The sequence below is a fragment of the Pseudomonas sp. v388 genome (assembly GCF_003935425.1).
Classification (GTDB): Bacteria; Pseudomonadota; Gammaproteobacteria; order Pseudomonadales; family Pseudomonadaceae; genus Aquipseudomonas.
The window spans coordinates 184246-200829 of sequence record NZ_RHQN01000010.1; the positions used below are offsets into that span (position 1 = coordinate 184246).

At 63.0% G+C, this 16584-nt stretch carries 12 protein-coding genes; 5 read left to right on the top strand and 7 right to left on the bottom strand.

Features of this window, described 5'->3' with window-relative positions; translation table 11 throughout:
- Both EGJ27_RS22130 and EGJ27_RS22135 read right to left on the bottom strand, forming a co-directional pair.
- A complete protein-coding gene (locus tag EGJ27_RS22130; protein WP_125832889.1) occupies window positions 1-1971 on the bottom strand; it encodes a DNA topoisomerase III in 1971 nt (656 codons plus the stop codon).
- A 150-nt stretch (window positions 1972-2121) separates the two neighbouring features.
- Window positions 2122-3444, bottom strand: a complete 1323-nt coding sequence (locus tag EGJ27_RS22135; protein WP_125832890.1) for an OprD family porin — start codon at window positions 3442-3444, stop codon at window positions 2122-2124.
- 418 nt (window positions 3445-3862) lie between these two features.
- Here EGJ27_RS22135 and EGJ27_RS22140 point away from each other — a divergent pair, with 418 nt between their 5' ends.
- Window positions 3863-4555: a response regulator transcription factor gene (locus EGJ27_RS22140; protein WP_125832891.1), complete on the top strand. Its 693-nt coding sequence runs from the start codon at window positions 3863-3865 to the stop codon at window positions 4553-4555.
- Complete coding sequence (locus tag EGJ27_RS22145) at window positions 4556-5902, top strand: HAMP domain-containing sensor histidine kinase (RefSeq protein ID WP_125832892.1); 1347 nt, start codon at window positions 4556-4558, stop codon at window positions 5900-5902.
- Here EGJ27_RS22145 and nirD read toward each other — a convergent pair.
- Window positions 5899-6285, bottom strand: a complete 387-nt coding sequence (nirD, locus tag EGJ27_RS22150; RefSeq protein WP_125832893.1) for a nitrite reductase small subunit NirD — start codon at window positions 6283-6285, stop codon at window positions 5899-5901. The two genes, EGJ27_RS22145 and nirD, sit on opposite strands and share 4 nt — an antisense overlap.
- The gene (gene nirB, locus EGJ27_RS22155) at window positions 6285-8846 is read right to left on the bottom strand and encodes a nitrite reductase large subunit NirB (protein WP_125832894.1); all 2562 of its coding nucleotides are present in this window, start codon (window positions 8844-8846) and stop codon (window positions 6285-6287) included. Before nirB ends, nirD begins: the two co-directional genes overlap by 1 nt.
- A gap of 846 nt (window positions 8847-9692) precedes the next feature.
- On the opposite strand from nirB, the gene EGJ27_RS22160 reads away from it, so the two are divergent.
- Entirely contained in the window at window positions 9693-10196 is a 504-nt protein-coding gene (locus EGJ27_RS22160; RefSeq protein WP_125832895.1) for a GNAT family N-acetyltransferase, read from the top strand.
- Here EGJ27_RS22160 and EGJ27_RS22165 read toward each other — a convergent pair whose 3' ends face one another.
- Window positions 10197-12200 carry a U32 family peptidase gene (locus EGJ27_RS22165; RefSeq protein ID WP_125832896.1) on the bottom strand — a complete coding sequence of 668 codons (2004 nt, stop codon included), beginning with the start codon at window positions 12198-12200 and terminating at the stop codon, window positions 10197-10199.
- A gap of 204 nt (window positions 12201-12404) precedes the next feature.
- Here EGJ27_RS22165 and EGJ27_RS22170 point away from each other — a divergent pair, with 204 nt between their 5' ends.
- A complete protein-coding gene (locus EGJ27_RS22170; protein WP_125832897.1) occupies window positions 12405-13106 on the top strand; it encodes an IclR family transcriptional regulator in 702 nt (233 codons plus the stop codon).
- A 67-nt stretch (window positions 13107-13173) separates the two neighbouring features.
- Here the strand turns inward: EGJ27_RS22170 and EGJ27_RS22175 are convergent, their stop codons facing one another.
- Together EGJ27_RS22175 and EGJ27_RS22180 are read right to left on the bottom strand one after the other, a co-directional pair.
- Window positions 13174-14502 carry an MFS transporter gene (locus EGJ27_RS22175; protein WP_125832898.1) on the bottom strand — a complete coding sequence of 443 codons (1329 nt, stop codon included), beginning with the start codon at window positions 14500-14502 and terminating at the stop codon, window positions 13174-13176.
- Between the two features lie 68 nt (window positions 14503-14570).
- Entirely contained in the window at window positions 14571-15581 is a 1011-nt protein-coding gene (locus tag EGJ27_RS22180; RefSeq protein ID WP_125832899.1) for a hydroxyacid dehydrogenase, read from the bottom strand.
- A gap of 227 nt (window positions 15582-15808) precedes the next feature.
- On the opposite strand from EGJ27_RS22180, the gene EGJ27_RS22185 reads away from it, so the two are divergent.
- Window positions 15809-16483, top strand: a complete 675-nt coding sequence (locus EGJ27_RS22185; RefSeq protein ID WP_125832900.1) for an RraA family protein — start codon at window positions 15809-15811, stop codon at window positions 16481-16483.
- The last annotated feature ends 101 nt before the right edge of the window (window positions 16484-16584 follow it).

Consider the following 16584-nt stretch of genomic DNA (forward strand, 5'->3'; position numbering starts at 1 on the left):
TCAGCCTTTGGGGGCGGCGCGCTTGGGTTTACGGGCCGACGGCGCGGCACCTGCCGCTGTCTTCGTCGTCTTGCGCTTGGCGGTGGTCTTGCGTTTTTTCTTCCACGGCGCGGCGGCGCCGGCAGGGCTGGCCGGGCCGCTGATGGTCAGCCGCAGGCCGACGCAGCGGCTGACTTGCTTGCTCATCCACGCGGCCTGCTTGGCGACAAATTCTTCCAGGCTCATTTCCCCGCTCTGCACCATGTCCAGCGCCTGTTCCCAGATGGCCGTGGTACCCGGATCGGCGATGGCGCGGGGCACGGCGTCGATCAGGCTGAATGCAGCCGGCGTGGCGGCCAGCGCCTTGCCTTGTTTGACGATGTAGCCGCGGTCGATCAGACCCTGAATGATGCCGGCGCGGGTGGCCTCGGTGCCGATCCCGGTGGTGTTCTTGAGCTTCTGTTTGAGCAGCGGGTCTTGCACCAGTCTGGCGACGTTCTTCATGGCCTTGATCAGGTCGCCTTCGGTGAACGGCTTGGGCGGCTGGGTCCAGAGGTCCTTGAGCTTGACGTCGTTCACGGCGCAATCGCAGCCCTGATGCAATGCGGGCAGGGGCTGCGGGGCGGGCGCTTCTCGACCTTTTGCCGGGGCGAGTGCCTCGGGCATGGCGCGCTTCCAGCCTGGCTCGACGATTTGTTTACCCACGGCACGAAGGGCCTGGCCTGCACAGTCGAAATCGGCCTGGGTGCGGTCGTATTCGTGGTTGGGCAGGAACTGCGCCAGATAGCGGGCGCGGATCAGGGTATAGACGGCGCGCTGCTTACCGGCCAGACGCTCCAGTCCGCGAGCCGCAGCGGTGGGAATGATGCCGTGGTGAGCGCTGACTTTGGCATCGTTCCAGGCCCGGGAACGGCGCTGTGCATCCAGATGCGGCAGCAGCTCGCCCAGCGCGGCATCAGCCTTGCTCAGCGCAGCGATGATGCCTGCCGCTTCACCGTGCTGACTGACCGGCAGGTAGCCGCAATCACTGCGCGGGTAGGTGATGACCTTGTGGGTTTCGTACAGCGCCTGGGCAATGTCGAGGGTTTCCTGGGCGCCGAGGCCGAGCTTCTTCGAGCAGATTTCCTGCAGCGTGCCCAGATCGAAGGGCAGCGGCGCGACTTCGCGAATCCGTTCTGTACGCAGCTTGACCACCCGGGCGCCGGCGGCGTTGCCGATGGCCGCTGCGGCCTGCTGCGCCAGCGCCTGATTGAGGCAGCGGTCCTGGTCGTCGCAGGCATCCGCTGGCGCGCGCCACTGGGCAATGAACGGTTGCCGGTCGTGGACCAGCGTCACGTCGATGGCCCAGAACGGCACGGGCACAAAGTCGGCGATGCTGCGGTCGCGATCCACGACAAGGCGCAAGGTCGGTGTCTGCACCCGGCCCACCGGCAGTACGCCCTGATAACCGGACTGGCGCCCCAGCAAGGTGAACAGCCGGCTCATGTTCATGCCGATCAGCCAGTCGGCGCGGGAACGACCGAGGGCTGAGTGGTAGAGACTGAAGGTGTCGGCGCCCGGCTTGAGCGCGGCCAGCGCCTTGCGAATCGAGGCGTCGTCCAGCGCCGACAGCCACAGGCGCTGGATCGGCCCGCGATAACGGCAGTGTTCCACCAGCTCCCTGGCGATCATCTCGCCTTCGCGGTCAGCGTCGGTGGCGATGACCAGTTCGCTGGCTTCGCCCAGCAGACGTTTGACGGCCTTGAACTGGCTGGCGGTTCTGGGCTTGACCAGCATCTTCCACTTTTCCGGAACGATGGGCAGGTCTTCCAGCACCCAGCGCTTGTAGCGGGCGTCGTAGGCATCCGGCGGCGCGGTTTCCAGCAGGTGGCCGATGCACCAGGTCACCGTGGCGTTGGCCCCGATCCAGCAGCCATCGCCACGCCGGCTCGCGCCGAGCGCTGCCGCAATGTCTTTGGCCTGGGAGGGTTTTTCGCAGAGGAACAGCCGCATGACCACCGTCTTTAATTACCGGTTATGAAGGCTGTAAGGATGAACACAGAAGGTGAGTTGAGCAAGGTTTATCTGTATGGATATACAGATAAACCTTGTGGGATCGATCCGCGCAAGTGAGGCGCCCCGCTGAGAGGACGCCTCGAAGGCTTACAGGAAGCTGATCGGATAATCGACGATCAGGCGGAATTCGCTCAGGTCGCCTTCGCCTTGATCGGCGTTGGCGGTGTGGAAGGCCTGACGCACGCGGAACGACAGATCCTTGGCCGGACCGCCCTGGACCACGTACTTGGCTTCCAGGTCGGTTTCGTGGTGCTTGCCGTCTTCGCCGTAGCCGCCATAGCGGGTGTTGGCCGGCATGTTGGTGCCGTCAATATTCGAACCATTGAGGTAGCGAGCCATGAAGCTCAGGCCCGGCACGCCGTAGGTGGCCATGTTCAGGTCGTAGCGGATGCCCCAGGACTCTTCGCCCGGACCGTTGAAGTCCGACCACTGCACTGAGTTGTTGAGGAAGATCGAGTCGCCACCTTCGCCGCCGCCGTTATCGCCCACGCCGATATAATCGAACGGCGTGTCGCCATCGACTTTCTGGAACGACAGGGTCAGGGAGTGCGCGGCCAGGAAGCTGTAGGTGACAGCGGTCGACCAAGTGGTGTTGTTGATGGTGCCGGCCTTGGCCTGGCCTTCATCCAGCGTGCGGTACAGGTTGAAGTCGAAGTTCAGGGCCTGATCGTCACTCAACGTCAACACGTAGTTGGTGTTGACGTAGTACTGGTTCCAGATGTCTTCGAGCTTGGCGCCGTAGACGGTTGCGGTCCAGTTCGGGGTGATCTCGTACTTGCCGCCGGCGAAGGTTGCGCTCTTGGCCGACTGGTTGGCGTACACCGCCCAGATCTCGTGATCACCGTTGCTGGTGATGCCGCTGTTGGTGCTGGTATAGCGACCGGCTTCCAGCTCCAGACCGTCGAACTCGCTGCTGTCGAGGTTGAACCCGGTAGCGGTCTGAGGCAACAGGCGGCTGCCGCCAACGCCGAACACCGGTGCGGTAGGCTGCAGGTTGCCGTAGCGCAGCTGGGTCTTGGAAATGCGCAGCTTGACGCTGGCGCCTGCCGAACCGTAGTTGTCTTCCGGCTGGCCGTTGCGCCCGACCGGCAGGTTGCCGGTGCCCGAATACTGTTCCTGCGCATCGAGTTTCAGGCCGAACTGGCCGTAGGCATCAACCCCGACACCGACGGTGCCCTGAGTGAAACCCGAGCTGAAGTTGCCCATGAAACCCTGGGTCCAGTCGCGGTTGTCGCCACGTCCGCTTTTGCCGTCGCGGTTGAAATACTGGTTACGCAGCAGGCCGGTCAGGCTGCTGCCTTCGACAAAACCTTTGGCCTCGGCCTGATCTTCCACTGGTGCAGCCATGGCCATCTGACTCAATCCGGCCGATACCGCCAACGCGACGGCGCTCCATTGTCTTGCATTCATCTGGTTGATTCCCCTGGTTTGATGCGCCCGAACCGTGGAGGCCGACACTTAGGATGTGAAGTCTCTCCACGGACAGGCGGGTACGGCAGGCTGGCAAGAGCCCATCTAATAATTATTAAGGTCACGATTGAGATAGTTATGAACGACGCTGTCCAGGACAGGTCGTTATTCGCGCCGGGATTACTTATAACATATCTGTTTGCGCTGGCAGACCCGCGTCCTAGAGCCCTTGGTTACATTTATTTAACTTTCTTCGCACCGGCGCAGATTGCTAGCCTTCTGGTCAATTGAAGCTCTCATCGTTTCAATTGCTCTTTTTAGGCCGCCACCTTTTTGTGGCGGTTTTTTTTGCCCCGGATTTGAAAGATGCGCTCGCCGGCTTGTTACCATGGCGCGGTTGTTCAATAAGGGGAACCCGATGCGAAAGGTCTTGTGCATCGAAGATGACTACGACACATCGCAGGAAATCGCTTCGGAACTGACCCGCGTCGGTTTCAGTGTCGAGTGCGTCAGCGACGGCACACTGGGCCTGCAACGGGCCCTGAATGATGAATTCGCCGCCATCACCCTGGACCGCATGCTGCCCGGGCTCGATGGTCTGCAGGTGATCACCACGCTACGTGCCAGAGGGGTGCGCACGCCGGTACTGATGATCAGCGCGCTGACGGATGTCGATGACCGGATTCGCGGCCTGCGCGCCGGTGGTGACGACTATCTGGTCAAGCCGTTCGTGTCCGAAGAGATGGCGACCCGCATCGAAGTGTTGCTGCGCCGCCATGCGGAGGTGCCCGAACGGGAAACCTTTCTGCGCGTCGCCGACCTGACCCTGGATCTGCTCAGCCGGGAAATGCACAGCGGGGGCGAGCCGGTCGGGCTGTCGCCCACCGAGTTCCGCCTGCTGGAGTTTCTGATGCGCAACGCCAACGCAGTGGTGACCCGGGCGCTGATTTTCGAGTCGGTGTGGGGTTATCACTTCGATCCCGGCACCAAGTTGATCGACGTGCACCTGACGCGCCTGCGCCGCAAGCTGGACCGGGTGGGCGGCCGCTGCACCATCGACGCCTTGCGCGGTTCGGGCTTTGTGCTCGTGGCTGCCGATCCGGATCATTGAATGCGCGCTCGACTCTCGCGCACCACCGCATTCCGCCTGACCCTCAGTTACGCCGCAGCGCTGCTGTTGGGAGCCATGGCCCTGGTCGGGCTGATCTACTGGCAGGCCGCCGATTACATGGCGCGGCAGGGCGAGGCGATGGTGCAGGGCGAGATGCGCCAGTTGCTGTATCTGGAAGCCGAGCAACTGCCTGAGGAAATCGATCGTCTGCAACAGGGCGATCTGCGCCGGGTCATCAGCTACGGTCTGTTCGATGCCAAGGGTCGGCACCTGCATGGTCGCCTGGGGCAATGGCCCGCAGGTCTGCCGGTGGACGGTAAACCCCACGACTGGCTGACCGCCGACCATCGCCATGGCGACAAGGTGCTGGCCCAGCGGCTGGCCAACGGCGAGGTGATGGTGGTCGGTTACGATGCCAGGACCCTGGCGCATCTTCGGGAAATTCTGATCCAGTCCCTGGCCTGGGGCGCGGGGGTGATTCTGGCCGGTGGGCTGCTGGTCGGCGTGCTGCTCGGCATCCGCCCGTTGCGGCGGGTGCGCAAGGTGCAGGAGATCAGCCAGCGTATCGCCGAGGGCGACTTTTCCCAGCGCCTGCCGGTGGTGGAGCGGGGCGACGAGCTGGATGTGCTGTCCTCACTGGTCAACCGGATGGTCGAGCAGGTGGGGCAGTTGCTCGACGAGGTCAAAAGCGTCGAAGACAACGTGGCCCATGATCTGCGCACGCCGCTGAACAAGCTGCGCGCCCAGCTGCATCGAACCCTCATCGACTGGGACAGCGCGCCGGACGAGCAGCTCAAGGCGCGGCTGGAGAAGTCGCTCGACTCCACGGACGTGCTGTTGGGACGCTTCAGGGCGCTGCAGCGCATCGCGCAGATCCGCAGCACGGCGCGGCGCGCGGGCATGGCCGTGTGTGCGCCGCATCTGTTGCTTGAGCAGTTGTTCGAAGACTACGAAGCGGTGGCCGAAGAAGCCGGCATCCGCTTGCAGCTGGAAATCAAAGACACGGCACCGTTGATGGCCGACCGCGAACTGCTGGCCGAAGCCCTGATGAACCTGCTGGACAACGCCCTGAAATTCACCCCCGCCGGCGGCCGCATCCTGATGCGCCTGGCCCGCACCGCTCAAGGCACGCGCATCGAGGTTCAGGACACCGGGCCGGGCATTCCCTACAGTCAGCGCGAAGCGGTGCAGGTCCGCTTCGCCCGTGGCCAGCACCGCACCGGCGCCCCTGGCGCGGGCCTGGGCCTGGCGATCGTCGCGGCGGTGGCCAAGACCCACGGTTATCAGTTGTTGCTGGAAGACGCACAGCCTGGGTTGCGCGCTGCATTGCTGGCGCCTGCCGGCTAGACCGCTACCGCTACGCTGTCACCCTCCAAGCGCACCTGCCAGGTATCCAGGCGCTGATCGGGGTATTCGATGCAGCTGCCGTCCTGCAGGCGAAAGTGCTGTTTGTACAGCGGCGAGGCAATGACCAGCTCACCGCCAACCTGACCGATCAACCCGCGTCCGATCACGTTCACGCCCGACTTGGGGTCGCGATTGTCCACCGCGAACAGCTGCTGGCCTTCAGGGTTTTCCGGCAGCCAGAACAGCGCAATCTGACGCCCGTCGAGCCAGGCGACCACGCCGGAGTTGGCGACCAGATCACCGCGACTGCACAGCTCAAGCCATCGGACCGGTGCGTGTGCCTGCGGCAATGTTTCGGCGAATGCAGTATTGGACGAGCTCATCACACCACCTCCTGGTACAGCGGGATCAGGGATACTTCTTCAGCGCGGGCCGGGCGCCGCTGGGCGCGCTCCTTGACGAAATGCACGTCCGGGTCAGCGCGCTTGTCGTTGACGAAGGTGCGAAAGCGCTTGAGCTTTTCCGGATCTTTCAGCGCATTGGCCCATTCACATTCGTAGCGATCCACCACCAGCTGCATCTGCGCTTCCAGCTCGGCGGCCAGGCCCAGGCTGTCGTCGATGATGACCGCCTTGAGGTAATCCAGGCCGCCTTCCAGGGATTCGCGCCACACCGAGGTGCGCTGCAATTTGTCGGCGGTGCGGATGTACAGCATCAGGAAGCGGTCGATGTAGCGGATCAGGGTTTCGTCGTCCAGGTCGGTGGCGAACAGTTCGGCGTGACGCGGGCGCATGCCGCCGTTACCGGAGACATACATGTTCCAGCCGTTCTCGGTGGCGATCACGCCCACGTCCTTGCTCTGCGCCTCGGCGCATTCGCGGGTGCAGCCGGATACGGCGAACTTGAGCTTGTGCGGCGAGCGCAGGCCCTTGTACCGGTCTTCGATGCGCAAGGCCATGGCGACGCTGTCCTGCACCCCGTAACGGCACCAGGTGCTGCCGACACAGGATTTCACGGTGCGGGTCGATTTGCCGTAGGCGTGGCCGGTCTCGAAACCGGCCTCGATCAGCTCGCTCCAGATATCCGGCAGTTCGTGCAGCTGGGCACCGAACAGGTCGATACGCTGGCCGCCGGTGATCTTGGTGTACAGGTCGTACTTCTTGGCGACCGCGCCGATGGCGATCAAGCCATCGGGCGTGATCTCGCCACCCGGAATACGCGGCACCACCGAGTAGGTGCCGTTCTTCTGCATGTTGGCCATGAAGGTGTCATTGGTGTCCTGCAACGGCACCAGCGACGGCTCGGTGATCGGCCGGTTCCAGCAGGAAGCGAGGATCGAACCGACCGCAGGCTTGCAGATCACGCAGCCATGGGCCCCTCTGCCGTGGCGGGTCAGCAGTTCTTCGAAGGTCTCGATGCCCTCGACCCGTACCAGCGAATACAGCTCTTGACGGGTAAAGGGAAAGTGTTCGCACAGGCTCTTGTCGACACTGACGCCACGGGCGATCAGTTCATGCTCGAACACTTGCTTGAGCAATGCCGAACAACCGCCGCAGCCGGTAGCCGCCTTGGTGCAGGCCTTGATGCCGGCCAGATCCGTGCAACCGTCGTCGATGGCCGCGCAGATCGAACCCTTGCTGACGTTATGGCAGGAGCAGATGGTCGCAGTGGCAGGCAGAGCGTCAGTGCCTAAGGTCGGCGCGCCTTCGCTGTGGGGCAGGATCAGACTCGACGGGTCAGCGGGCAGGGCGATGCCGTTCTGCGCGTATTGCAGCAGCGTGTCGTAGTAGCTGTTGTCACCAACAAGCACCGCGCCCAGCACCTGCTTGCCGTCGGCCGATACCACCAGGCGGCGATAGCTGGATGTGGCCTCGTCGATGTAGCGATAGCTGACCGCACCGGCCAGGGCGCCGTGGGCATCGCCGATGGAGCCGACGTCGACACCCAGCAGCTTGAGTTTGGTGGACATGTCGGCGCCGAAGAATGGCTGGGCGTCTTGCCCGCACAATTGCGCCGCAACGCCGCGGGCCATCTGGTAGCCCGGCGCCACCAGGCCGAAGACACTGCCGTTCCAGGCCGCGCACTCGCCGATGGCATAGATGTCCGCGTCGCTGGTCAGGCAGTGCTCATCGATGGCAATGCCGCCACGCGGGCCGAGTTCCAGCGCACATTGGCGGGCCAAAGCATCCTGCGGGCGGATACCGGCCGAAAACACGATCAGGTCGGTTTCCAGGAATTCGTCATTGGCGAAATTCATGCGGTAGCGATACTGCTTGCCGTCGCTGATCGACTGGGTGGCGCGGGACAGATGCACGCCCACGCCCAGCGCTTCGATCCGCGCCTTGAGCGCCGCGCCGCCCAGGTCATCCAGCTGGACCGGCATCAGGCGTGGGGCGAATTCCACGACGTGGGCTTCAAGGCCCAGGGATTTGAGGGCGTTGGCCGCTTCCAGCCCCAGCAGACCGCCGCCGACCACCACGCCGCGCCTGGCATTGCCGGCTGCGTAGCGGATATTGTCCAGGTCTTGGAGCGTGCGATACACCAGCCGCGAATTGCCCTGGGCGCCTTCAATCGGCGGCACGAACGGGTAGGAACCGGTGGCCAGCACCAGCTTGTCGTAACCGAAGCAGCCTTGGGCGGTGATGATCTCGCGGCGCTCGCGGTCGATTTCCAGCACCGGCACGCCCAGGTGCAAGGTCAATCCGGCCTGCTCGTACAGCGCCATGTCGCTCATGGCCAGGGACTCGGCATCGCGGCCGGTGAAGTACTCGGACAGGTGCACGCGGTCGTAGGCACGTTGGGCTTCCTCACCGAACACATGGATGCGGTAGTGCGCAAGCGCGCCGCCTGCGATCAGTTGCTCGACGCAATGATGACCGACCATGCCGTTGCCGACGACGATCAGTGTTTTTACATCACTCTGGGGGAAGACTGTGGTGTTCATAGCAAGTCCCGGCCGAGGCCAATCAGGTTTTTTGTGAAGCAAAAAAAAGGCGCCCGGAACCTTTCGGTTCCAGGCGCCTTTGCCTGTTCTCTTTATGCAATGGTGTGGATGCGCAGTGAGCGACGTTGCCCGGTGCATCCTTTGTCTTGAGTTATGCAGAGGGTGTGCCAGATTGCTGAAGTAGCTGTTTTAGCAGGCTTTTCGCAGATCAGGGCGGCCAGTCTACAGAGCGGGTCTTGCCTTGAATTGGTGCGTGCCGTCGCTGAGCGCTGTAAATATGTGCGTTTGACTTGTAGGAGTCGGCGTGCTGACGAAGGGGCCGACGGGCTCATGGTGGCTCAATGTCTGGACCGACGTTTTCGCCCGTGAGCTGGCCTCTACACGAATCTTGCGCACTTCACCGGCCTGTGGAAGGGAGCGGGCGGCGATCCGTATTGCTCGCGACTACGGTTGGCGGACTGATGCTGTTTCCGTAACAGCGGACCCTGTGTGGGAGTCGACCGCGAAGGGCTGGGCGATGATGTGGCGGCCTGATCCAGCGTGCACTGAGGTTTTGCTGCCGCTGCGCGCCAGATCGCGAGCAAGCTCGCTCCGGGGTGCGACGCTTATCCCGTGGGAGCGGACCGGGCGGCGCTCCGCTTGTCCGCGATGGGGCCCGTACATCCGCGGCTGATGCATCGTCTGAAATCAAGTCTTTGCGGACAAGCCTCCCCAAAAGCACCACCGCAGCGGCACCTCAAGACAGTTGCTGGCTACAGATGTAACGCGAGCCTGAAGCCCCTTTCAGCGGGTACCGTCCTGCGCTCTCCTGTATTACCCTGCCATGCCGTAATCTGGCCCATTCCCATGATCGCCATCACCGAAGCCACTGCCGCCGACATCCCTGAAACCCTGGATTTCGTCATGCGCGCCCGCGCCGAGATCTTTCCCATGCTCGACCCGCTCAAGCTGCCGGACGATCTGGCGCGCTTCGAGGCGGTTTATCTTTCGGGCGAAGGTGGCAGGTTTCTGATTGCGCGGCATGAAGCTCAGATCGTGGCCGCCATCGGCTATCTGCCTTACGACCACCGCTTCGCGCAGCTCGATTACGCCGGCCGGCGCACGGTGGAAATCGTGCGGCTGTTCGTGGCTCATGGGTTCAGGGGCGAAGGACTGGCGGGGAAAATTTACCAGGCCTTAAAGCAGTGCGCCGAAGAAGACGCAATAGAAATGCTGTATCTGCACACCCATCCGTTTCTGCCGGGCGCCATCGGCTTCTGGCAGAAACAGGGGTTCGAGATCGTCGACGTGGAAGCCGATCCGGTATGGCAGACCACGCACATGCAGCGCGTGATCCGGCCATCCGTTTGATCAGCGCGGGGCTTTCTGCCGCGCGGTCTTGAGCAGGTCAGCCGGGGTGATGTGGCCGACCACCTGCGCCGCCGCGCTGCCCGGCAACGGCAGGTCGAGGATGTGGCCCTTCATCTTGCCCACCACATGCATCTCGCACGGCTTGCAGTCGAATTTCAGGGTCAGCACTTCGTCGCCCTGAATCAACTGCATCGGCGCAACCTTGGTACGCACGCCAGTCACGCCCTTGGCCTGTTTCGGGCACAGGTTGAACGAGAAGCGCAGGCAGTGCTTGGTGATCATCACCGGCACTTCGCCCAGTTCCTCGTGGGCCTCGTAGGCCGCGTCGATCAACTGCACGCCGTGGCGATGGTAGAAATCCCGTGCCTTCTGGTTGTAGACGTTGGCCAGGAACGACAAGTGCGAGTCGGGGTACACCGGCGGCGGACTGGTCTCGGCCTTGCGCCCACCGCGTGGATGCGCCTTGACCCGCGCTTCGGTCAGCGCCTCGATGGCATCACGGCGCAGCGCCTTGAGCTGGGAGTTGGGCACAAAGAACGCCTGCGGGGCATCCAGCTTCACGCCTTGGGCGTGATAGATGGTGGTGCCCAGCTGGGTGAGCAGGTCGCGCAGCTGATCCAGCGCCTGCGCCGGCTTGTTGGCCGCGCCGAACGGACCGTCCAGTTGCACCGTGACACACACGCCTTCTTCGCTGGTGGCGTTCAGGGTCAGGCGATCTTCACGCAGCTCGGCCTGCCACTGAATGCCGATCCGGCGTTCGGCGGAGGTGCGCAGCAAGGCCTGCTGCCAGTTGTGATCCAGGTTGCGGTTCAGCGGGTGGTTGGGCCGCAGGCGCGACAGGTCGGCCGGCATTTCGTTGGGCTCGACGCGATAGCGCCAGCGTTTCTCGCCGTCTTCCTCGAACTCGCCCTTGAGTTCGGCGATGTTGGCGCGGAAACCCACCACTTCACGTTTGATCAATACATTCAGGCCGTCGCCATTGGACAGCGGCTCATGGGTCACGGCGATGAAATCGCGCTTGCCCAGTTTTTCCACCGAACCCACCGGCAGGCCGGTAAAGGTCGGGGTGTCGAACGCGCCGATATCGACCTTGCGGTCGGTGACGAAGTAATCGGTGCTGCCACGGTGGAAAGTCTTTTCCGGGTCTGGCACGAAGAAGTGCGCCGTACGGCCGCTGGAAGCGCGGGCCAGGTCCGGGCGGTCTTCAAGGATTTCGTCCAGGCGCTGGCGGTAGTAAGCGGTGATGTTCTTCACATAGCTGACATCCTTGTAGCGGCCTTCGATCTTGAACGAACGCACGCCGGCTTCGACCAGCGCACGCAGGTTGGCGCTCTGGTTGTTGTCCTTCATCGACAGCAGGTGCTTTTCGAACGCCACCACCCGACCCTGATCATCTTTCAGCGTGTACGGCAGGCGGCAGGCCTGGGAGCAGTCACCACGGTTGGCGCTGCGGCCGTTCTGCGCGTGGGAGATGTTGCACTGGCCGGAGAACGCCACGCACAACGCGCCATGGATGAAGAACTCGATGGCGGCGTCGGTGGCGTCGGAAATTTCGCGGATTTCCTGCAGGTTCAGCTCGCGGGCCAAGACCAGTTGCGAAAAACCGGCCTGATCGAGAAATCTGGCCCGGCCCAGGGTGCGGATGTCGGTCTGGGTGCTGGCGTGCAGCTCGATGGGCGGAATGTCCAGGTCCATGACGCCCAGATCCTGCACGATCAATGCATCCACGCCTGCGTCGTAGAGCTGGTGGATCAGTTTGCGTGCCGGTTCCAGTTCGTCGTCGTGCAGGATGGTGTTGAGGGTGGTGAACACCCGCGCGTGGTAGCGACGAGCGAAGGTCACCAGCTCGGCGATATCGCTCACCTCGTTGCAGGCGTTGTGCCGCGCGCCGAAGCTCGGCCCGCCGATATAGATGGCATCGGCGCCATGCAGGATGGCCTCGCGAGCAATGCTCACATCACGGGCGGGGCTGAGCAATTCCAGGTGGTGCTTGGGTAACGACATGGCAAACGGAATCCGACGGCGGGCAAAGCGCGCATTGTAGTGTCAGCCGGCGAGGGACGCACGCCTGTTGATGTGCCATTCGGCTCGACGGGCCGTGCAATCGTGCGATAGATGGCGGCCGGTCGTCGCTTTGGAGGATAATCGGCGGCCTTATCTCCCGCTGATCGACGATTGACGGGGCAATTCGAACAAAAGGTGAGTCCGATGGTAAAAGCACGACCGCGCCCGGCGGTGAATGGTGTCGCCTCCGCTGATCGAGTCCTGACGGTGCTGACCGCATTCAGGATCGGTGACACCTCACTGAGCCTGGTTGAGCTGGCCGAGCGTACCGGGTTGAACAAGAGCACCATCATGCGTCTGATGGTGTCACTGGAAAACCACGGGATGATCAACCGCATGGCGGATGGTCGCTATCAGTTGGCCAGTGAAGTCATGCGCCTCAATGCGGTCTATCAGGATGCGCTGGATCTGGAGCGCCATGTCATGCCGCTGCTGCATTACCTGACCGAGGAAACCGGCGAGACCGCTTCTTTTTATGTACGCCACGGTGCCTATCGCCTGTGCCAGTATCGGGTGAACTCGCCGCACCGGCTGCGCCTGCACCTGCAACCCGGGGACATGCGCCCGATGGACGACGCCGCCGGCGCCCAGGCGCTGCGCACGCCGTTCGACAAGGGTTTCGAGCTCGCCACGCCGTTCTATTCCTGCGGGGCGACCGACCCGCATGCCGCCTCGATGGCGTTGCCGGTCTACGGTGCGCAGCAGGAACTGGTCGGTGCGCTGGTGGTGTCGGGTCCGGCAAGCCGCCTGAGTGAGCAGCGAGCCCAGTCGTTGCAGCGGGTACTCTACGATTCGGCGCAGAACCTGATGCGCAGCCTGGGTTACAAACCGCAACCCAAGGCCTGAAAACGCGCTTGCCCGCGAGGTCGACGATCACGACCTCGCGGGCAAGCGCTGTTGCGGTGCTGTAGCGTCAACTGGCGTTCAGCGGTTTGGCCTGCGGGCTTTCCTCCGGCTGACGCTTGCGGCCCATGATCACCACCATCACCCCACCCAGCGCGCACAGCGCAGCCAGCGGCATCAGGGCCAGGGAATGACTTCCCGAGGCGTCATGAATCGCGCCGTACACGTTGACCATCAAGCCGCCGCCGATCAGGTTGGCCATCGCGCCGATGGCCGCCAGTCCCGCCGCGGCGGTGGAAGGCGACAGCCAGCCGGACGCCAGCGCCCAGAACGGACCTTTCATGGAGTAAGCGCCGACCAGCACGAGGCTGAGCATGATCACGGTGAGTGCAAGGCTGGTGGTGAACAAAGTCATCAGCAAGCCGGCGGCGATCAACAGCAGGGTACATGCCGTGTGCCAGCGGCGTTCGCCGCTGCGGTCCGAGCTTCTGCCCCAGAGGATCATCATCACCGACGCCAGGCCATAGGGAATCGCGTTCACCAGGCCGATTTCCATGGAACTGAGCCCGAACGACCTGAGCAGTTGCGGACCCCAGACGCTCAAGGTACTGCCGGCCGCCGACGCGCCGGAGTAGATCAGCGCCATGATCCAGATGTCCTTGTGCCGCAACAGCTTCCACAGCGACATGTGGCCGATGGCCGTCTTGCGGCCGCGTTCTTGCGCCAGACGCTGGACCAGCCAATTACGTTGCTCGTCGCTCAGCCACTTGGCCTGCTCCGGCTTGTCGGTCAGCACGAACAGGCACGCGATGCCCAGCAGCACCGCGGGAATGCCTTCCAGAATGAACAACCAGTGCCAGCCGCGCATCCCGTACCAGCCGTCCAGGCTCAGCAGCAGGCCGGATAGCGGCGAACCAATGAAGTTGGCGGCGGGGATCGCGACCATGAAGATCGCCACCATGCGCCCTCTATACGCCGACGGCAGCCAATAGGTGAGGTACAGCAGCACGCCGGGGAAAAAGCCTGCCTCGGCCGCGCCCAGCAGAAAGCGCATCACGTACAGCGAATTGGCGCCCTGAACGAACGCGGTGCCCGCGGAAATCAGGCCCCAGGTGATCATGATCCGGGCGATCCAAATCCTCGCGCCGAATTTCTGCATGGCCAGGTTGCTGGGGACTTCGACCAGGAAGTAGGCAAAGAAGAACAGGCTGCTGGCGAAGCCGAACACCTTGGCCGACAGGGCCAGGTCTTCGTTCATTTGCAGTGAGGCCATGCCGATGTTGCCACGGTCAATGATCGCAATCAGGTAGCAGACGATCAGGAAGGGCAGCAGGCGCCAGGCCACCCGGTGCATGGTCTTGCGTTCGAGCTCGCTGATCTGCTCAGTGGCTGATGTCATGGGACTCTCCGTTGTTTTTCTTGTGGAGTGGTTTTTTTATGGCGTGACAGCGCTTGACCGTGGCCCCGTCAGGCGGGAACGCCCTGTTGGGCAGCGTCCTTGAACGTGTCCAGCAGGTGCCGGTTGACCACGCTGCGCGCATCCGGCGCGTTGCCGTCCCACAGGCCGATGATCTGTTGCAAGGCGAGCAACGCTACGCGATTGCGTGCTTCTGTCGTATTGGCGCCTACATGCGGCGTCGCCACCAGCGTCGGCAAGCCGAACAGCGGGCTGTCGGCGGGCAGCGGCTCGGGGTTGAACGTATCCAGGCCCACACCACCGATCTGCTGCTCGCCAAGGGCCTTGATCAGCGCGTCGGTGTCGATCAGTTCACCGCGCGCGGTGTTGATCAGAATGCTGCCGGGGCGCATGCGCTCGAACTGGGCCGCGCCGAACAGGTTGCGGTTGGTGTCGGTCAACGGGCAATGCAGGCTGATGATGTCGCAGTCGGCGAGCAAACGCTCGAATTCCTCTTCGCGCTCGACGTAATCCCGCTCCGGCAACTGCTTGAGGTAAGGGTCGTAGACCTTGACCTTCATCCGCAGCGGCGCCACCAGATCCATGAGGATGCCACCGATCGAGCCGAGGCCGACCAGACCCAGGGTCTTGCCGAACAATTCGATACCGTTGGCGGTGGCCTTGTCCCAGTGGCCATCGCGCATGCGCGCATCGAGCAGGGCGGTCTGGCGCGCCACGCTGAACATCAGGGCAAAGGCATGTTCGGCCACCGACTGGGCGTTGGCACCCACCGCGATGGTGACCGGCACCCCACAAGCGGCTGCGGCCTGGATATCGATGGTGTCGTAGCCGACGCCGTGCTTGGCAATGATCGACAGCTTCGCTGAAGCCTGGATCATCTCGGCGGTCAGTTTCCCCTGGCGCACGATGATGGCGTCGGGCTGCTCGCGGCGAATGTTCGCCAGCAGTTCATCGGCCGGTGCATAGGGGGCGGTGGGGATCACCCTGATACCCCGGGCTTGAGCGAGGTTCATGGCTTCGGAGGCCAGCGCGGGGCCGGTCACCAGAATGGTACGAGTCATGGGCACACCTTGTTTTTGTTGAGAGCTCATTGGCTTCGCATTCTTCGTTGCGAGTGCTTTACCCTAGCATAATGAAACGGCATTTCAATAGTGCATTTTTTCGTACGTTTTATTCCTGTAAATTGGGGTTGAAAGGCTGTTGATTGTTTCAAAATGAAATGCCATTCTGAAAAAAACTCGCTCATTACGCGAGACGTTCCCCAACAAGACCAAAAGAGGAAGGGCAGATGAGCATTGGATTTCGAGTGCAGAAAGCCGCGCGTAAAGTCAGCGCGCAATGGGTCGCCCGCTACCGTGAAGTACCGGTGGCGAACGTCAGCGATTCGATGAACCGCATGACCGCAGGCGGCGCCCGGTTGCGACCGATGCACAAGCACGGCGTGCTGGCCGGCCCGGCGCTGACCGTCAAGGCTCGCCCAGGGGACAACCTGATGCTGCATTACGCACTGGATATCGCCGAGCCGGGCGACGTGATCGTGGTGGATGCAGGCGGGGACCTGACCAACGCGCTGATCGGCGAAATGATGGTGGCCTATGCCCTCAAGCGTGGGGTCGCCGGTATCGTCATCAATGGCGCGATCCGTGACGCCGGCAGCATCGGCGCCGGCGAGTTTCCGCTGTTCGCCGCCGGTATTTCCCATCGCGGCCCCTACAAGGATGGGCCGGGTGAAATCAACGTAGCCATCGCCATCGACGGCATGGTGATCGAACCGGGCGATCTGGTGATCGGCGATGAGGACGGGTTGCTTTGCGTGCCGTTCGATCAGGTCGCCGAGGTCTTCGACCGCGCCCAGGCCAAACACGCGGCGGAACAGAAACAGCTGGAGCAGATCGCTCAAGGCGAGAACGACCGTTCGTGGGTACTTGAAAGCCTGAAGAAAAAGGGCTGTTCACTGGCGTAGAGCCACCGAACCTTTGTCTGGGAGCGGACCTGTCCGCGCTGGGGCCATTACCTCCACAACGCCGATGGCGCCTGAAGCGAAGGCTTCGCGTCGAGCAGGGT

Bases quoted from the DNA above. Each gene is read 5' to 3' on its own strand.
- EGJ27_RS22170 (WP_125832897.1), top strand. From the start codon at position 12,405: ATGGTAAAAGCACGACCGCGCCCGGCGGTGAATGGTGTCGCCTCCGCT.
- nirB (WP_125832894.1), bottom strand. From the start codon at position 8,846: ATGAACACCACAGTCTTCCCCCAGAGTGATGTAAAAACACTGATCGTC.
- EGJ27_RS22160 (WP_125832895.1), top strand. From the start codon at position 9,693: ATGATCGCCATCACCGAAGCCACTGCCGCCGACATCCCTGAAACCCTG.
- EGJ27_RS22140 (WP_125832891.1), top strand. From the start codon at position 3,863: ATGCGAAAGGTCTTGTGCATCGAAGATGACTACGACACATCGCAGGAA.
- EGJ27_RS22180 (WP_125832899.1), bottom strand. From the start codon at position 15,581: ATGACTCGTACCATTCTGGTGACCGGCCCCGCGCTGGCCTCCGAAGCC.
- nirD (WP_125832893.1), bottom strand. From the start codon at position 6,285: ATGAGCTCGTCCAATACTGCATTCGCCGAAACATTGCCGCAGGCACAC.
- EGJ27_RS22135 (WP_125832890.1), bottom strand. From the start codon at position 3,444: ATGAATGCAAGACAATGGAGCGCCGTCGCGTTGGCGGTATCGGCCGGA.
- EGJ27_RS22145 (WP_125832892.1), top strand. From the start codon at position 4,556: ATGCGCGCTCGACTCTCGCGCACCACCGCATTCCGCCTGACCCTCAGT.
- EGJ27_RS22130 (WP_125832889.1), bottom strand. From the start codon at position 1,971: ATGCGGCTGTTCCTCTGCGAAAAACCCTCCCAGGCCAAAGACATTGCG.
- EGJ27_RS22175 (WP_125832898.1), bottom strand. From the start codon at position 14,502: ATGACATCAGCCACTGAGCAGATCAGCGAGCTCGAACGCAAGACCATG.
- EGJ27_RS22165 (WP_125832896.1), bottom strand. From the start codon at position 12,200: ATGTCGTTACCCAAGCACCACCTGGAATTGCTCAGCCCCGCCCGTGAT.
- EGJ27_RS22185 (WP_125832900.1), top strand. From the start codon at position 15,809: ATGAGCATTGGATTTCGAGTGCAGAAAGCCGCGCGTAAAGTCAGCGCG.